Origin of the sequence: Mesorhizobium sp. B2-6-4 (assembly GCF_006441495.1) — a bacterium.
Lineage (GTDB): Bacteria > Pseudomonadota > Alphaproteobacteria > Rhizobiales > Rhizobiaceae > Mesorhizobium.
Genome location: NZ_VFUE01000008.1, coordinates 44,878 through 61,817, shown reverse-complemented (window position 1 = coordinate 61,817; position 16,940 = coordinate 44,878). Strand labels below are relative to the sequence as shown.

The following is a 16,940-nucleotide window of genomic DNA, read 5'->3' as shown; positions in this document are numbered from 1 at the left end:
AGACGCCATGGCTGCCGACAAGAATGCATTCGTCTGGGAAGACCCGTTCCTGATCGAGGACCAGCTTTCGGAAGACGAGCGCATGGTGCGGGACGGGGCGGCGGCCTTCGCCGCCGACAAGCTCGCGCCGCGCATCGAGGAGGCCTATCTCAACGAAACCTTCGACACGGCGATTTTTCGCGAGATGGGCGAGGCCGGCCTGCTCGGCATCAACATTCCGGAAGAATTCGGCGGCCTCGGCGCCAACTATGTCACCTACGGCCTGGTCGCCCGCGAAGTGGAGCGCGTCGATTCCGGCTATCGTTCGATGATGTCGGTGCAGTCGTCGCTGGTGATGTATCCCATTTATGCCTATGGCTCGGACGAACAGCGCAGGAAGTATCTACCCAAGCTCGCCAGCGGCGAGTGGATAGGCTGTTTCGGCCTGACCGAACCGGATGCCGGCTCCGACCCCGGCGGCATGAAGACGCGCGCCGAGAAGACCGCCAATGGTTACAAGCTTACCGGCTCCAAGATGTGGATCTCCAATGCGCCCGTCGCCGACGTGTTCGTCGTCTGGGCGAAGCTGAAGGGCGAGAACGGCAAGGATGAGATCCGTGGCTTCGTCCTGGAAAAGGGCATGAAGGGGCTTTCGGCGCCGAAGATCGGCGGCAAGCTGTCGCTGCGGGCGTCGATCACCGGCGAGGTGGTTATGGAAGGCGTCGAGGTCGGCGAGGATGCTCTGCTGCCCAACGTGTCGGGGCTGAAGGGGCCGTTCGGCTGCCTCAACCGGGCTCGCTACGGCATTTCCTGGGGCTCGATGGGCGCGGCCGAAGATTGCTGGCATCGCGCGCGCCAGTATGGCCTCGACCGCAAGCAGTTCGGCAAGCCGCTGGCCAGCACGCAGCTCTACCAGAAGAAGCTCGCCGACATGCAGACCGAGATCGCGCTCGGGCTGCAGGCCTCGTTGCGCGTCGGGCGGCTGCTCGACGAAGGCAAGATGGCGCCGGAGATGATCTCGATCGTCAAGCGCAACAATTGCGGCAAGGCGCTCGACATCGCCCGCCAGGCGCGCGACATGCATGGCGGCAACGGCATCCAGATCGGCTATCACGTGATGCGCCATGCGCAGAATCTGGAGACGGTCAACACCTATGAGGGCACGCATGACGTGCACGCGCTGATCCTGGGACGGGCGCAGACGGGGATCCAAGCGTTTTTCTGAGGTTCGGTAGCCGTTTAAGTTAGGTGCAGCGCAACATCCGCTTGGAGAATGACGGCCAGATGTGTCAGGGTTCGGCCAGCTAAACGCCGATCTTCCGGGGCTCCATGGCAATTCTGGCCGCCGTCTATCACCTGACCCATTACAAATACGACCGGCCGGTGGTTCTTGGTCCCCAGGTGATCAGGCTCCAGCCGGCGCCACATTCGCGCACCAAAGTGCTCAGCCATTCGTTGAAGGTCGAGCCGGCGAACCACTTCGTCAATCTCCAGCAGGACCCCTACGGCAATTTCCTCGCCCGTTTCGTCTTTCCCGACCCGGTGAGCGAACTCAAGATCGAGGTCGACCTCGTCGCCGACATGACGGTCTACAACCCGTTCGATTTCTTCGTCGAGGAGACGGCGGAAAATTTCCCGTTCGAGTATCCGGAAGAGACACGCAACGACCTCGCCATCTATCGCACACCGGAACCGGCAGGCCCGCTGCTGTCGGCGTTCCTGAAAACCATCGATACCAGCCCGAAAAACACGGTCAATTTTCTCGTCGACCTCAATGCCCGGCTGCAGCGCGAAATCGCCTATATCGTGCGCATGGAGACCGGCGTGTTCTCGCCGGAGGAAACGCTGGCGGCCGCCAAAGGGTCGTGCCGCGATTCGAGCTGGCTGCTGGTGCAGATCCTGCGCAATCTAGGCATCGCCGCGCGCTTTGTCTCGGGCTATCTGATCCAGCTCAAGCCCGACCTCGTCGCGCTCGATGGGCCGGCCGGTACATCAGTGGATTTCACTGACCTGCACGCCTGGTGCGAGGTCTATCTTCACGGCGCTGGCTGGATCGGTTTCGACCCGACTTCGGGCCTGCTTACCGGCGAGAGCCATGTACCGCTTGCCGCCACCCCGCATTTTCGCAATGCAGCGCCCATTTCCGGCATGGCGAGCTTTGCCAATGTCGAGTTCGGCTTCGACATGCGGGTCGACCGCATCGCGGAGCATCCGCGCATCACCAAGCCGTTCTCGGATGAAAGCTGGCATGCGCTTGATGCGCTCGGCAACAAGGTCGATGCGGCGCTGGCGGACGGGGATGTACGGCTGACCATGGGCGGCGAGCCGACCTTCGTGTCGATCGACGATTTCGAGTCCGCCGAGTGGAACACCGCCGCCGTCGGCCCGACAAAACGCGAAAAGGCCGATGCGCTGATCCGGGGGCTGCGCGAGCGCTTCGCGCCTGGCGGCTTCCTCCATTATGGCCAAGGCAAATGGTACCCCGGCGAAAGCTTACCGCGCTGGACCTTTTCGCTCTACTGGCGCACCGACGGCCAGCCGGTGTGGAGCGACCCGTCGCTGATCGCGCGGGAGAAAAGCGAAGCCGATATCGGTCCGAAGCAGGCCGAGAGCCTGCTGACCGCGATCGCCGGCGAGCTCGGCATCGAAACGTCCATGGTCAGCGAAGCCTATGAGGATCCGGCCGAGTGGCTGCTCAAGGAAGGCAAGCTGCCGGAGAATGTCGATCCGTCCAATTCGAAGCTGGAGGATCCCGAAGAGCGCAGCCGCATGGCGACGGTGTTCGAACGCGGGCTGACCAAGCCGTCGGGCTATGTGCTGCCGGTGCAGCGCTGGAACAGCCAGGCGTCGGGCCAGCGCTGGCGCTCGGAAAAATGGACGACGCGGCGCGGGCGGCTGTTCCTGGTGCCGGGCGATTCACCGGTCGGCTACCGCCTGCCGCTCGGCACGCTGCCTCACGTGCCGCCGGAGCAGTTTCCCTATATCGTTCCGGTCGATCCGTCGCAGCCGCGCGGTGCGCTGCCCGTGCGGGAGGCGATCTTGCCCATGGCGGCTCCGGCCGATCCTCAGGGCGCCGATGAAATGGCACGCCGCCAGCAGGCGGCATCGTTCACGGCCGCGACCGCCCAGCAGGACCGGGTCGAGCAGGAGATCACCGAGATCGGCGGCGCGGTGCGTACCGCGCTTTCGGTCGAGCCGCGCGAGGGACGGCTCTGCGTGTTCATGCCGCCGGTCGAGGCGCTGGAGGATTATCTTGAGCTGGTGGCAGCAGCCGAGAACGCGGCCAAGGCGATCAGGTTGCCAGTGCATATCGAGGGCTACGGCCCGCCGCATGATCCGCGCCTCAACGTCATCCGCGTCGCGCCGGACCCTGGCGTCATCGAGGTCAACATCCACCCGGCTGCCAACTGGCAGGACTGCGTGGCGACGACCACGGCGATCTACGAGGAGGCGCGGCAAACGCGGCTTGGCGCGGATAAATTCATGATCGACGGCCGCCACACCGGCACCGGCGGCGGCAACCATGTTGTGGTCGGCGGCGCGACCCCCAATGACAGCCCGTTTCTGCGCCGCCCCGATCTTTTGAAGAGCCTAGTGCTGCAATGGCAGCGGCATCCCTCGCTGTCTTATCTCTTCTCCGGCCTGTTCATCGGCCCGACCAGCCAGGCGCCGCGCTTCGACGAGGCGCGCCACGATTCGCTCTACGAGCTTGAAATCGCCATGGCGCAGGTGCCGCGTCCGGACCAGGGCAGCCTGCCTTTGCCATGGCTGGTCGACCGGCTGTTCCGCAACCTTTTGACCGACGTCACAGGGAACACGCATCGCTCGGAAATCTGCATCGACAAGCTGTTTTCGCCTGATGGACCGACCGGACGGCTGGGCCTGGTGGAATTCCGCGGCTTCGAGATGCCGCCCAATGCGCGCATGAGCCTGGCGCAGCAACTGCTGGTCAGGGCGATCATCGCCCGTGCCTGGAAGAACCCGCTCGACGGCCGTTTCGTGCGCTGGGGCACGTCGCTGCACGACCGCTTCATGCTGCCGCATCATGTCTGGGCGGATTTTCTCGACGTTCTCGACGACCTCAAGCTCAACGGTTTCACGTTCCGCCCCGAATGGTTCGACGCGCAGCTCGAGTTCCGCTTTCCCTTCTGCGGCGAGGTCCAATATGCGGGCGTCAAGCTGGAACTGCGGCAGGCCCTGGAGCCGTGGCATGTCATGGGCGAGCAGGGGGCCATCGGCGGCACCGTGCGCTTCGTCGATTCCTCGGTCGAAAGGTTGCAGGTCAAGACCGAAGGGCTCAATCCGGAGCGCCATGCCGTCGTCTGCAACGGCCGCATCGTGCCGATGAAGGTTACCGACAACAGGGAAGTCGCGGTGGCGGGCGTGCGCTTCAAGGCGTGGCAGCCCGCTTCGGGCCTGCATCCGGCACTGCCGGTCAATACGCCGCTGGTGTTCGATATCTACGACCGTTGGTCGGGTCGGGCGATTGGCGGCTGCGTCTATCATGTCGCGCATCCGGGCGGGCGCAGCTACGACACTTTTCCGGTCAACGGCAATGAGGCGGAAGCGCGCCGGCTCGCCCGCTTCGAGGCGCGCGGCCACACGCCGTCGACCTATGTGCTGCGCGAAGAACAACCCACGGAAGATTTCCCGGTGACGCTTGACCTTCGGCGTCCGCCAAGACTCTGATCTGACATGGCAAAGGGGAATCACAAGCGGGTACGAGGCAAGGCGCAGATCCATCGCCTGCTGGAGCACTACCAGCCGATCGACGGCGTCGTCGACGAGATGGTCGACGCGTCGGGCAATCCCCGTCCGGCCTGGAAGCATTTCATCGAGGCGCTCGATGATCTCGGCGCCGAAGAACTCGCCCAGCGTTTTGCGCGTGCCGACCAGTATCTGCGCGACGCCGGCGTCTATTACCGCGTCTATGACAAGGCCGGCGCCAACGAGCGCGAATGGCCGCTGGCGCATGTTCCGGTGCTCATCGAGGACGCCGAGTGGGCAGCGATCAGCGCCGGCCTGGTGCAGCGCGCCGAGCTGTTCGAGGAGATCATCGCCGATATATACGGGCCGAACCGGCTGGTCGAGAAGGGCATCCTGCCGGCCGGACTGATCGCGGCGAGCCCCGAATATTTGCGGCCCGTGGTTGGCACTCGTCCGGCCGACGGCCATTTCCTGCATTTCTGCGCCTTCGAACTCGGCCGCGGGCCGGACGGCCGCTGGTGGGTGTTGGGCGACCGTACTCAGGCACCATCCGGCGCCGGTTTCGCTCTGGAGAACCGCGTCGCCACGACCCGCGCGCTGTCGGACATCTATGGCGAGATGCATGTGCATCGCCTCGCCGGCTTCTTCCGGCGCTTTCGCGATGCGCTGATCGGCATGGCCAGGGAAGCTGACGGCCGCGTCGCCATATTGACGCCTGGGCCGCTCAACGAAACCTATTACGAACACGCCTATATCGCCCGCTATCTCGGCATCATGCTGCTCGAAGGCGAGGACCTGACCGTTTCCGGGGGCAGGCTGATGGTGCGCACCGTTTCCGGGCTGATGCCGATCAGCGTGCTGTGGCGACGGCTGGACGCGGCGTTCGCCGATCCGTTGGAACTGCGCTCGGAGTCGCAAATCGGTACGCCGGGCCTGGTCGAGGCGATCCGGCAAGGCAGCGTCTCCACCGTCAATGCGCTCGGCTCGGGCCTGATGGAAACGCGCGCGCTGCTTGCCTTCCTGCCCAAGATCGCGCGCGAATTGCGGGGCGAGGAACTCAAGCTGCCCACCGTCGCGACATGGTGGTGCGGTCAGGCATCCGACCGAGCGCATGTGCTCGCCAATATCGACCGCATGGTGATCGGGCCGGCGCTGTCGACGAGGCTGGCCTTCGAGGACGACGACCAGACTAGGCTTGGCTCCGCGCTGTCGGCCGGGGAGCGGGCGGACCTGGTGGCGCGCATCGAACGCGACGGCGACGCTTTCGTCGGCCAGGAAGCGGTGACGCTTTCGACGACGCCCGTCTATGTCGGCGGCTGGCTGGAGCCGCGGCCGGCAAGCCTGCGTGTCTACCTGGCGCGCACGCCCGAGGGCTGGACGGTGATGCCGGGCGGGTTCGCCCGCGTCGGCCTGTCGCTCGATCCGACCGCGATCGCCATGCAGCGCGGCGGCCAGGCGGCCGACGTATGGGTGGTCAGCGACCGGCCGGTGGAGCGCGAGACGCTGCTGCCACAAGAGGGTGACAGCTTCAGCCGCACCAGGCCGGGCAGCCTGCCCAGCCGCGCAGCGGAAAACCTGACCTGGCTGGGCCGCTACATCGAACGCTCGGAAGACACGGTGCGCATCCTGCGCGCCTATCATGTGCGGCTCGCCGAAACCTCCGACCCGGATATGCCGTTGCTGGCCGACATCAGGGATCATCTCGAACCGTTCGGCATCGATGTCGAAACAGCGATCCCATCGGGGCTGATCGGCACGCTGGACAGCGCCGTCTACAGCGCCGGCCAGATCCGCGACCGTTTCTCGCCGGATGGCTGGCTGGCCCTCAAGGACCTGTCGAAGACCATCCATCAGTTCGCGACGACGGTGGCGCCGGGGGATGATGCGACACGGGCCATGACCGTCATCCTGCGCAAGCTCGCCGGTTTTTCCGGCCTGCTGCACGAGAACATGTACCGCTTTGCGGGCTGGCGCTTCCTTGAGATCGGCCGGCGGCTGGAGCGCGGCATACAGATCGCCAGCACGCTCGCCCGGCTGACCAGTGACAAGGCGCCGGACGGCTCGCTCGACATGATGCTGGAGATCGGCGACAGCGTCATGACGCACCGGCGGCAGTACCCTGTGCAAGCCGGCCGCCGCACGGTGATCGACCTTCTTGCGCTCGATCCGCTCAACCCGCGTTCCATCCTGTTCCAGCTCGAACGGCTGAAGGCCGAGATCGGACTGCTGCCGGCGATCGGTGGCGAGGGGCACATGTCGCCTGCTGCCAAGGAAATCCTGCAGCTCAACACAGCCATCGCCATCAAGGAGCCAGCGGACATGACGGTGAAGGCGCTGAACGATCTCGCCGGCGAGATAGGCGGGCTCTACAGCAGCCTAGCCAAGGCCTATTTCGGATAAGGCGGCGCTCCGGCATGCTCTACGACATCAGGCTTCACCTTCACTATGACTACGCCGCCGTCGCCGGCGGCGGCCGTCACCAGGTGCGCGTGTTGCCGCCGACCATCGACGGCGTGCAGCGCGTCGTCGCAGCGTCGCTATCCTTCGCGCCGGCGCCAAACGAACGCTCGGATTTTTCCGATTTCTTCGGCAACAACATCACCTCGATCGCCTTCCGCGACGCGCATGACGCGCTCGACATCAGGATGAGCGCGCGCGTGGCGGTGTCGCGACCGGAACCCGGGCTCGACGTGTCGCCCGACCTTAGCCGGCTGCGCCGGGAGCTCGCCGCCGTGCGCTCGCTGGCACCGGATACACCGCACCATTTCCTGGCCCCCAGCGGTCACGCCGGCATCGATGCGGCGATCACCGCCTATGCGCGCGATAGCGTCGGCGGCTCGGCCGCCGGTACGGCGATGAACCTCTGCAATCGCATCCACCGCGATTTCACCTATGATGGCGAGGCGACAACCGTGCGGACCCTGGCTGGCGACGCATTCCGGCTGAAGCGCGGGGTGTGCCAGGATTTCTCGCATATCATGATCGCCGGCCTGCGCGGGCTTGGCATACCGGCCGGCTATGTCAGCGGCTTCCTGCGCACCATTCCGCCCAAGGGCAAGGCCAGGCTGGAGGGCGCCGACGCCATGCATGCATGGGTCAAGGTGTGGTGCGGGCGCGATGCCGGCTGGCAGGAGTTCGACCCGACCAACGGCATGCGGGCCTCCAACGATCACATCACCGTCGGCTATGGCCGTGACTATTCGGATGTCGCGCCGATCGTCGGCGTTCTCAAGACCACCGGCGGACAGGTCGGAGAGCAAGCCGTCGACGTTATTCCGGTGGTGCTGGAGAAGACCTGACGTCAGGCCTGCTTGCGCAAAGCGCCTTGCAGGGTTCCGCCCCGGCGTGGGTGGCCGCCGACTTTTCGGACAGGAATGGAACCAGTGCTCGGCCCAGAGGCTTATCTACGGGTGTTTCCGTGGGGCCAGCATGCTGCAGAAATCCGGATTGACTATCGACGGCGAGGCCGCACCAAAGAACGGCGCTCAGATCTCTGCCGAGGATGCCGCACTGAACTATGTCAGCGATACCGAGCCCGGTATCCGCCGACTGAAAGCGGGCAAGGGATTTTCCTACAGGGGACCTGACGGAAGGCCGGTCTCGGATGCCACCCGAGCGCGCATCGAGGCGATCGTTATCCCGCCGGCCTGGACGGATGTGTGGATCTCGCCCGAGGCGGACGGCCATATCCAGGCAACCGGCAGGGATCAGCGCGGGCGCAAGCAATATCGCTACCATCCGCGTTGGGCCGAGGAACGCGACAGCGCCAAATATTCGAGCCTTGTCGCTTTCGCCGAAAGCCTGCCGGAGCTTCGGCGCAGGATCGACAGCGACCTGCGCCGCCATGGCCTGCCGCTCGAACGCGTCGTCGCCGCGATCGTCTGGCTGCTCGACAACACCATGATCCGAGTCGGCAACGCCGCTTACGCCCGCGACAACAAGAGCTTCGGCCTGACGACGCTGCGGGACCGCCATGTCGACATCAAGGGATCGAGCCTGCGGTTCGCCTTCAAGGGCAAATCGGGCAAGGAATGGAAATTGAAGCTGGTCGATCGCCGCATCGCGCGAATCGTGCGGGGCGCGCAGGACCTGCCGGGCCAAAAGCTGTTCCAGTATCTCGATGAGGACGGCAACAGACACCCGGTGCGCTCCGAGGACGTCAACCGCTACATCCGCGAGGCCATCGGCGATGCATTCAGCTCGAAACATTTCCGTACATGGGGCGGCACCATTCACGCCGCGTCGCTGTTCGCGCAAACGGTGCTGCCCGACAGCCAGGCACAGCAGAAACGGGCGATGAACAGCGTCATCGACAGGGTCGCCGAGCGGCTGGGCAACACGCGCGCCGTCTGCCGCCAATGCTATATCCATCCGCAAGTCTTCGAAGCATGGCTGCAGGGACGGCTGCTTGCCGAAATGGCGGAAGCCAACAAGCGCAAACGGTCGATAGACGGTCTCGATGACGAGGAAGCGCTCGTGCTGCGATGGCTGAAGACGCACGAAAGCGGACCCGCGGCAACCACCGGCCGCTGAATCCGTGGCTCCTCGATTTTTTTATCGACGCCGTGTCGGGATCGGTCCTAGTGTTTCGTCCTTTGACACAGAAGAGGACAAACCATGCTCTACGCGATCTTGTGCTATGCTTCCGAAGACGTCGTCTGCTCCTGGAGCAAGGAGCAGGATGACAAGGTCATGGCCAACATCCTCGATGTCCAGCAGAAATACGCGGACGCCGGCCGGCTTGGCCCGGTGGCGCGGCTTTTGCCGACGACGGCGGCGACGACGCTGAGGAAGGTCAAGGGCGAATCGATCGTCATCGACGGGCCGTTCGCCGAGACCAAGGAACAGTTCCTCGGCTTCTACACGCTCGAATGCGCCGATCTCGACGAGGCGGTGGAGTTCGCGCGCGAACTTTCCGAGGTCAATCCGAGCGGCGGCTCCTACGAAATCCGGCCGGTATCCATCTTCAATCCCACTAGGGTCGCCGTATGACCGAACTTGCCTGGATCAGCTCAGCGATCAGCGCCGCTCGCCCGCAGGCGATGGGTGCGCTGCTGCGCTATTTCCGCGACCTCGATACGGCGGAGGAAGCTTTCCAGGACGCTTGCCTCAGGGCGCTGAAGAACTGGCCGCAGAACGGTCCGCCGCGCGATCCGGCGGCCTGGCTGATCTTCGTCGGACGCAACAGCGGCATCGACGCGGTGCGCAAGCGCGCCAAGCAGGCGCCGATGCCGGAAGAGGACCAGATATCTGATCTCGAGGACGCAGAGAGCGACATCGCCGAGCGGCTCGATGGCGCGCACTACCGCGACGACATATTGCGGCTGCTGTTCATCTGCTGCCATCCCGACCTGCCGGCAACGCAGCAGATCGCGGTGGCGCTGCGCATCGTCTCCGGCCTTACGGTCAAGCAGATCGCGCGCGCCTTCCTGGTCGGCGAAAGCGCCATGGAGCAGCGCATCACCCGCGCCAAGGCACGTATCGCCGACGCAGGCGTGCCGTTCGAGACGCCGGGCGCGGTGGAGCGCTCGGAGCGGCTCGCCGCGGTCGCGGCCATGGTCTACCTGATCTTCAACGAGGGCTATTCGACCAACAGCGGCGAGGCGCCGGCCCGCGCGCCGCTGTGCGAAGAGGCGATCCGGCTGGCCCGGCTGCTGCTCAGGCTGTTCCAGACCGAGCCGGAGATCATGGGGCTGACGGCGCTGCTGCTGCTCCAGCATGCACGCGCACCGGCTCGTTTCGATGCGGACGGCGAGATCGTGCTGCTCGAGGATCAGGACCGCAGCCTGTGGAGCCGCAAGATGATCGACGAGGGGCTGGCGCTGGTCGACAAGGCACTGCGCCACCGCAAGCCCGGCCCTTACCAGGTGCAGGCGGCGATTGCCGCGCTGCATGCGCGGGCCGCGAAGGCCGAGGACACGGACTGGGTGGAGATCGACCTGCTCTACGGCCTGCTCGAACAGATGCAGCCGTCGCCCGTCGTCACCCTCAACCGTGCGGTCGCGGCCTCCAAGGTGCGTGGCCCGGAGGCCGCGCTCGCCATGATCGAGCCGCTGGAGCAGAGGCTTTCCGGCTATTTTCATTTCTTCGGCCTCAAGGGCGGGCTTTTGATGCAGCTCGACCGGGGCGAGGAGGCGCGGGTGGCCTTCGACCGCGCCATCGCGCTTGCCAACACGGCGGCGGAAGCGGCCCATATACGCATGCATATCGACCGGCTGATGAAGGACAGCGCAGCGCGCACCGCAAGCTGACGCTGGTTCAATGGTCTGGCCCGGGCTTGGACCATGCCGGGGTGGCGATTTTTTCCTGAAACCGCTATTGGCACGCCAAGACAGCGCCACCCTGCGCCTCATCGCATAGGGAACGCACGGCGCAATGCTTTGACCACGCCACATGAATGGCGGGATCTGAAAGGGACAGACATGACGATAGCGAAGGAAACCGCCGAGCTGCTGGCGAAACTGGGTGTTGCCAAGGAGGTGCTTGCCGGCGGCGACCTGATCGTGCGCAGCCCGGTGACGGGCGAGCAGATCGCGGCATTGAGCACGATCTCACAGGCCGATGCGGCCAGGACCATCGATGCCGCGCACAAGGCGTTCCAGGCCTGGCGGCTGGTACCGGGCCCGAAGCGCGGCGAGCTGGTGCGGCTGCTCGGCGAAGAATTGCGCGCGCACAAGGCCGAACTTGGCCGGCTGGTGTCGATCGAGGTCGGCAAGATCCCCTCGGAAGGGCTCGGCGAAGTGCAGGAGATGATCGACATCTGCGACTTCGCCGTCGGTCTTTCCAGGCAATTGTACGGGCTGACCATCGCCACCGAGCGTCCGGGACACCGGATGATGGAAACCTGGCATCCGCTCGGCGTGGTCGGCGTCATCTCCGCCTTCAACTTCCCGGTCGCGGTGTGGTCGTGGAATGCGGCGCTGGCGCTGGTCTGCGGCGACGCGGTGGTATGGAAGCCTTCCGAAAAAACGCCGCTGACGGCGCTTGCCTGCGAGGCGATCTTCAAGCGCGCCGTCAAGCGCTTCGGCACTGATGCGCCGGAAGGGCTAGCGTCGGTGCTGATCGGCGACCGCGCCGTCGGCGAGATCCTGGTCGATCATCCCAAGGTGCCGCTGGTCTCCGCCACCGGCTCGACCCGCATGGGCCGCGACGTCGGCCCGCGCCTGGCCAAGCGTTTTGCACGCGCGGTGCTGGAGCTCGGCGGCAACAATGCCGGCATCGTCTGCCCGACCGCCGATCTCGACATGGCGTTGCGCGCGATTGCCTTTGGCGCGATGGGCACGGCGGGCCAGCGCTGCACGACGCTGAGGCGCCTGTTCGTGCATGACAGCGTCTACGACGCCTTGGTACCGCGGCTGAAGAAGGCCTATCAGAGCGTCTCTGTCGGCAATCCGCTGGAGACGTCGGCGCTCGTTGGGCCGCTGATCGACAAGGCAGCCTACGAAGCCATGCAGAAGGCGCTGCAGGAAGCGTCCGCCCACGGCGGCAAGGTGACCGGCGGCACGCGGGTCGAGAATGGCCATCCGGACGCCTATTACGTGCATCCGGCGCTAGTCGAAATGCCCAGCCAAGTCTCGCCGGTGACCGAAGAGACGTTCGCGCCGATCCTCTATGTGATGAAGTATTCCGATTTCGACGCCGTGCTTGACGAGCACAATGCGGTGGGAGCGGGGCTGTCGTCGTCGATCTTCACCCGCGACCTGCAGGAGTCCGAGCGCTTTCTCGGCGTCGACGGCTCGGACTGCGGCATCGCCAATGTCAATATCGGCACGTCGGGCGCCGAGATCGGCGGCGCCTTCGGTGGTGAAAAGGAAACCGGCGGCGGCCGCGAGAGCGGCTCCGATGCGTGGAAAGCCTATATGCGCCGCGCCACCAACACGGTGAACTATTCCAAGGCGCTGCCGCTCGCCCAGGGTGTCTCCTTCGACATCGAGTGACATTGCGGGTTCCGGCTCGGGTGACCTTGCGCACCCGGGCCGTTCTGCGGCCTGAGGTTCACTGCTGAGGGCAGTTATGCTGTCATTCTTCGTATGGTGCTGACGTCCCGCCGCCGAGGCGGCTTTTTTGTTTCGAGGATACGCAGCGGCACGGACCGCCTTCATAGCCTGGGCAGCGGCGAGTCTCTCAGTGGTCGGTGGAAAAGCATGCTGCGAAGGCGGCATCCACGATGGCCAGCTTGGCGGCCTGGACGGTCATGTATTCCTGAAAGAAGCGGTGCGAGACCCACATCACGGAATTGCCGCGCTGGCCCAGCCAGCCGATGCTGCCGAGCGCCTCGGCATCGCGTAGTTTTCGGGCGAGGTGGGTGCGCGACAGTTTGAGCCAACTGGCGAATTCCGCCACCGAGACCACGCTGGTCGGAATCCGATCTAGGCCGGCATGGTCGGGGTCGATGCCGGACATGAGCCGATCCATGACGATGCCGCCATTGTTGAGCCAGATGAACAGGGAAAAGGTCTGGTTGGGTTCGCGCACCGGTTTGGACGAAAGCAGGCCGTCGGCCACGAGGGGCTGCAGGGCGGCGAGCATATCGGGCCGCTCCAGGTATCTCGCCAGCCGGTCCGCGCCGTCGAGCCGGTCAAGGGTCCGTAGATGTGCGTGCACCCATCCGGTGAATGTCCGCACCGTGTCCGCTGTCGGCTGCAACGGGTGGGTGCGCCCGTCTCCGCCCGCGACGTATTCGGCGATGCGGTAATTCAGCATCTCCTTGATGAAAGCGTCGGCGGTGTTGCGGCTGGCGATCTTGTGCTGATGCACGAACTCGATGAAGCGCGACACCGTCAACGCGGTGCGACGGTCGCCCGGGTCGCGCCTGAAATGCATGGCAAGGCCGACATGGCCCATCAGCCAGCGCTGCTGCGTGGCGAATATGGAAGCAAGCCGCGGGCTGGCTTCGTAGATGTGGATCAGCGCCAGCGACTGCTCCTGGACGTGGCGGTGCAGATCCGGATGAGCGGCTATGTCCTCGATGTCCAGCATCCGCCTCCTTCTGGTTGGCCAAGCTTACTGCGCTCCAAGAGCGGGTCGCGTCGAAGCGGATTCATGCGACGCGCTTTTGGCTTTTTTCGTGCATGTCGTCCTCCCAAAACCGAGGTTACTTTTGGGCGACATGCATTAAGACATTTTCAGCCTTGCGCTTTTGTGTCCAGATGAGACAGCTCGGACTAAAGTCCAGTTCTGTAGCCAATGATGGCGGCGAGACGTCGGCGGCAACCCACACGGCGGCAAGTACGGCGCGCTTAGCGATCTGGACAACCGCAGCTACGCCCCGGGTGTCGTCCTGCCGCCCGGCTATGATGGGCTGACGCGGGGTCCGCCGGCGCGTACGCATCGGGAGGCCGCCGATGGCGGGTTCTGCCGCCTACTCGGCCGCCTGAACGCGATGTGCCTGAATGATGGCGCGGATCTCAGAGCGGCAGGAGCCGCAATTGGTGCCTGCCTTCAGCGCGGCGCCGATGGCTTCCACGTTCGTGCAGCCGGAAGCCACCGCCGCCGTGATCTGGTTGATCCCGACGTTGAAACAGGAGCAGACGGTCGCGCCGGCATCGGGCCGTTCGGCACCGGCGCGGCCGGCGACGATGCGGAAGCGCTCGCGTTGGCTGGCATGGGCCTCTTCGAGCTGCTGCGTTGCCCATCCGCGCGACACGGCGACCGGGCCGGGAGCGACGAACAGGGCGCCCGCGAGCTGTACGCCATCGAAGGCGGCGATGCGATGCTGGCCGGCATCGCGGTCGTGATAGGCGAGTATTTCGGCATCGGTCGAGGCGCCGAACAGGGATTGGGCAAAAGTCGTCCAGTCAATTTTGTCGTCTGCAAAGGCGAGCTCGACCCGCCAGCCATCCCTGCAGCGGGCCACGGCCCAATAGTCGCCGGCGACCGCTTCGGGCCTTTGTCGGGTCACGGCGAAGCCGAACGCCATCGCGGCGAATTTCTCGATGTGCACCGCGACGTGCTTCAGTGCCGGCTGGCCGGAAACCGGGTCGGTGAGCGGCGCCGTGAGCGTGTCGAGTCGGCCCTTGGCGGCGAACTGGTCCGTCCAGTGCATCGGCGCAAACACGCTGCCCCGGCGCTGGCGGGACGTGACCAGCGCGCGCACGAGCACGGCTCCGCGCGGGCTGGAAACGCGCGCGATGTCGGCGTCGCCGATGCCGTATCGCGCGGCGTCGTCGGGATGGATCTCGACGAAGGGTTCGGCCATGTGCTGCGACAGACGCGGGCTTTTGCCGGTGCGCGTCATGGTGTGCCAATGGTCGCGGACACGGCCGGTGTTGAGGACGAGGGGGAATTTCTCGTCCGTGCGGGTTTCCGTGACAGGGCGGACGGCGATGAAGCGCGCCTTGCGGTCGGGCGTGTAGAAATTGCCGTCGGCGAAGAAGCGGGTGTTCGGTGGCCCTGCTTTATCGTTCTCCGGTTGGGGCTCAGCTTGAACGTTCCCCTCCGAGAGATGTCGAGCCCAGGCGCCCCCCTCTGTCCTGCCGGACATCTCCCCCTCTAGGGGGGAGATCGGCAGTTTTGTCGACGGCGCTCGTCCTGAGATATCGGCGATTGGCGAAGGCCGTCGTGGCATCCAATCTCCCCCCTTGAGGGGGAGATGGCCGGCAGGCCAGAGGGGGGTGGCCGGGCTCGGTGCTGGCCATTGGAAAGGCGCCAGCGCGTCGTATTCCTCCCCATCGAGGCCGGCATAAACCCCAATGTCGAAATCGCGCCCACCGTCGTTTTCAAATCCCGACAGCGCGGCATGCTCGCCAAAAACCTCCGCCGGGGACGCATGCGCGAACGCTTCGCCAAAACCCATCCGCTGCGCCACTTCGGCGATGATCCACCAATCCGGCCGCGCCTCGCCGGGCGCGGCCAGGAACGGGCGCTGGCGCGAGATGCGGCGCTCGGAATTGGTAACGGTGCCGTCCTTCTCGCCCCAGGCGGTGGCCGGCAGCCGGACATGGGCATGGCGCACCGTGTCTGTGTCGGCCTGCACGTCCGACACCACCACAAACGGGCAGGCCTTGATCGCTGCTTCGACGGCGTCGGCATCGGGCATCGAATCGACAGGATTGGTGGCGAGGATCCACAGCGCCTTGATCCGCCCGTCGGCGACCGCCCGGAACATGTCGACCGCTTTCAGGCCGGGCTTTTGCGCGATGTCAGGTGCATTCCAGAAGCGCTTCACGCGTTCGCGATGCCCCGAATTTTCAATCTCCATATGCGCGGCCAGCATGTTGGCCATGCCGCCGACCTCGCGTCCGCCCATGGCGTTGGGCTGGCCGGTGACCGAGAACGGCCCGGCGCCGGGCCTGCCGATGCGACCGGTGGCGAGGTGGCAGTTGATGATGGCGTTGACCTTGTCGGTGCCAGACGACGACTGGTTGACGCCTTGGCTATAGACCGTGACGGTCTTGGCGGTCGCGGCGAACAGGCCGTAGAAGCGGGCGAGCTCGTCCTCGCTCAGGCCCGTGGCGGCAGCGATGCCGGCAAGGTCGAGTGCCGAGGCGGCGAAAAGGGCTTGTCCGAAGCCGGTCGTGTGAGCGGTGATGTAGGCGCGGTCGAGCGCATTGTGCTGGCCGAGCCAGGCGAGCAGGCCGGTGAACAGGGCGACGTCGCCATCCGGTGCGATCGCCAGGTGCATGTCGGCGATATCGGATGTCATGGTGCGGCGGGGGTCGACCAGGACGATCTTCATTTCCGGGCGCTTCTCACGCGCGGCAGCTATGCGCTGGTAGAGCACGGGATGGCACCAGGCGAGATTCGAGCCGACCAGCACGATGAGATCGGCAAGCTCCAGATCCTCGTAGGTTCCGGGCACCGTGTCGGAGCCGAAGGCGCGGCGATGGCCGGCGACCGAGGAGGCCATGCAGAGGCGCGAATTGGTGTCGATATTGGCCGAGCCGATGAACCCCTTCATCAATTTGTTGGCGAGATAATAGTCCTCGGTCAGCAACTGGCCGGAGACATAGAAGGCGACCGCATCCGGCCCATGTTCGGCAATGGTTTGCGAGAAGGTCGACGCGACAAGATCGAGTGCCTCATTCCAGGAGGCGCGGCGGCCGTGGATCTCGGGGTGGAGCAGCCTGCCGTCGAGGCCGATGGTCTCGGCAAGAGCAGAGCCCTTGGAGCAGAGCCGGCCGAGATTCGCGGGATGGTCGGGGTCGCCGCGGACCGACACCTGTCCGTCCGCGGCGACCTTCGCCAGCACGCCGCAGCCTACCCCGCAATAGGGGCAAGTGGTCCTCACCTCGCGTGCTTCGCCAATCTGCATG

Annotated in this window: 10 protein-coding genes; 8 read left to right on the top strand and 2 right to left on the bottom strand. The window is 65.3% G+C overall.

Annotated elements, in window-relative coordinates:
• Window positions 1-7: 7 nt before the first annotated feature.
• The 8 genes from FJ426_RS12770 to FJ426_RS12735 all read left to right on the top strand — a co-directional run bounded on the left by FJ426_RS12770 (window position 8) and on the right by FJ426_RS12735 (window position 12,623).
• Complete coding sequence (locus FJ426_RS12770; RefSeq protein ID WP_140496189.1) at window positions 8-1,204, top strand: acyl-CoA dehydrogenase; 1,197 nt, start codon at window positions 8-10, stop codon at window positions 1,202-1,204.
• A gap of 104 nt (window positions 1,205-1,308) precedes the next feature.
• A complete protein-coding gene (locus tag FJ426_RS12765; protein ID WP_140825222.1) occupies window positions 1,309-4,668 on the top strand; it encodes a transglutaminase family protein in 3,360 nt (1,119 codons plus the stop codon).
• A 6-nt stretch (window positions 4,669-4,674) separates the two neighbouring features.
• Complete coding sequence (locus FJ426_RS12760; RefSeq protein ID WP_140560347.1) at window positions 4,675-7,086, top strand: circularly permuted type 2 ATP-grasp protein; 2,412 nt, start codon at window positions 4,675-4,677, stop codon at window positions 7,084-7,086.
• Between the two features lie 14 nt (window positions 7,087-7,100).
• Window positions 7,101-7,985: a transglutaminase family protein gene (locus tag FJ426_RS12755; protein ID WP_140496186.1), complete on the top strand. Its 885-nt coding sequence runs from the start codon at window positions 7,101-7,103 to the stop codon at window positions 7,983-7,985.
• Between the two features lie 130 nt (window positions 7,986-8,115).
• Window positions 8,116-9,219 (top strand): DNA topoisomerase IB, encoded by a 1,104-nt coding sequence (locus FJ426_RS12750; protein WP_140560348.1) that lies wholly within the window; start codon window positions 8,116-8,118, stop codon window positions 9,217-9,219.
• An 84-nt stretch (window positions 9,220-9,303) separates the two neighbouring features.
• Complete coding sequence (locus tag FJ426_RS12745) at window positions 9,304-9,678, top strand: YciI family protein (RefSeq protein WP_140496184.1); 375 nt, start codon at window positions 9,304-9,306, stop codon at window positions 9,676-9,678.
• Complete coding sequence (locus FJ426_RS12740; protein ID WP_140556641.1) at window positions 9,675-10,937, top strand: RNA polymerase sigma factor; 1,263 nt, start codon at window positions 9,675-9,677, stop codon at window positions 10,935-10,937. Before FJ426_RS12745 ends, FJ426_RS12740 begins: the two co-directional genes overlap by 4 nt.
• Window positions 10,938-11,108: 171 nt before the next feature.
• Window positions 11,109-12,623 (top strand): aldehyde dehydrogenase family protein, encoded by a 1,515-nt coding sequence (locus FJ426_RS12735; protein ID WP_140556643.1) that lies wholly within the window; start codon window positions 11,109-11,111, stop codon window positions 12,621-12,623.
• 187 nt (window positions 12,624-12,810) lie between these two features.
• Here FJ426_RS12735 and FJ426_RS12730 read toward each other — a convergent pair whose 3' ends face one another.
• Both FJ426_RS12730 and FJ426_RS12725 read right to left on the bottom strand, forming a co-directional pair.
• Window positions 12,811-13,665 (bottom strand): hypothetical protein, encoded by an 855-nt coding sequence (locus tag FJ426_RS12730; protein ID WP_140560349.1) that lies wholly within the window; start codon window positions 13,663-13,665, stop codon window positions 12,811-12,813.
• A 382-nt stretch (window positions 13,666-14,047) separates the two neighbouring features.
• Entirely contained in the window at window positions 14,048-16,939 is a 2,892-nt protein-coding gene (locus FJ426_RS12725; protein ID WP_140560350.1) for a nitrate reductase, read from the bottom strand.
• Window position 16,940: the final 1 nt, after the last annotated feature.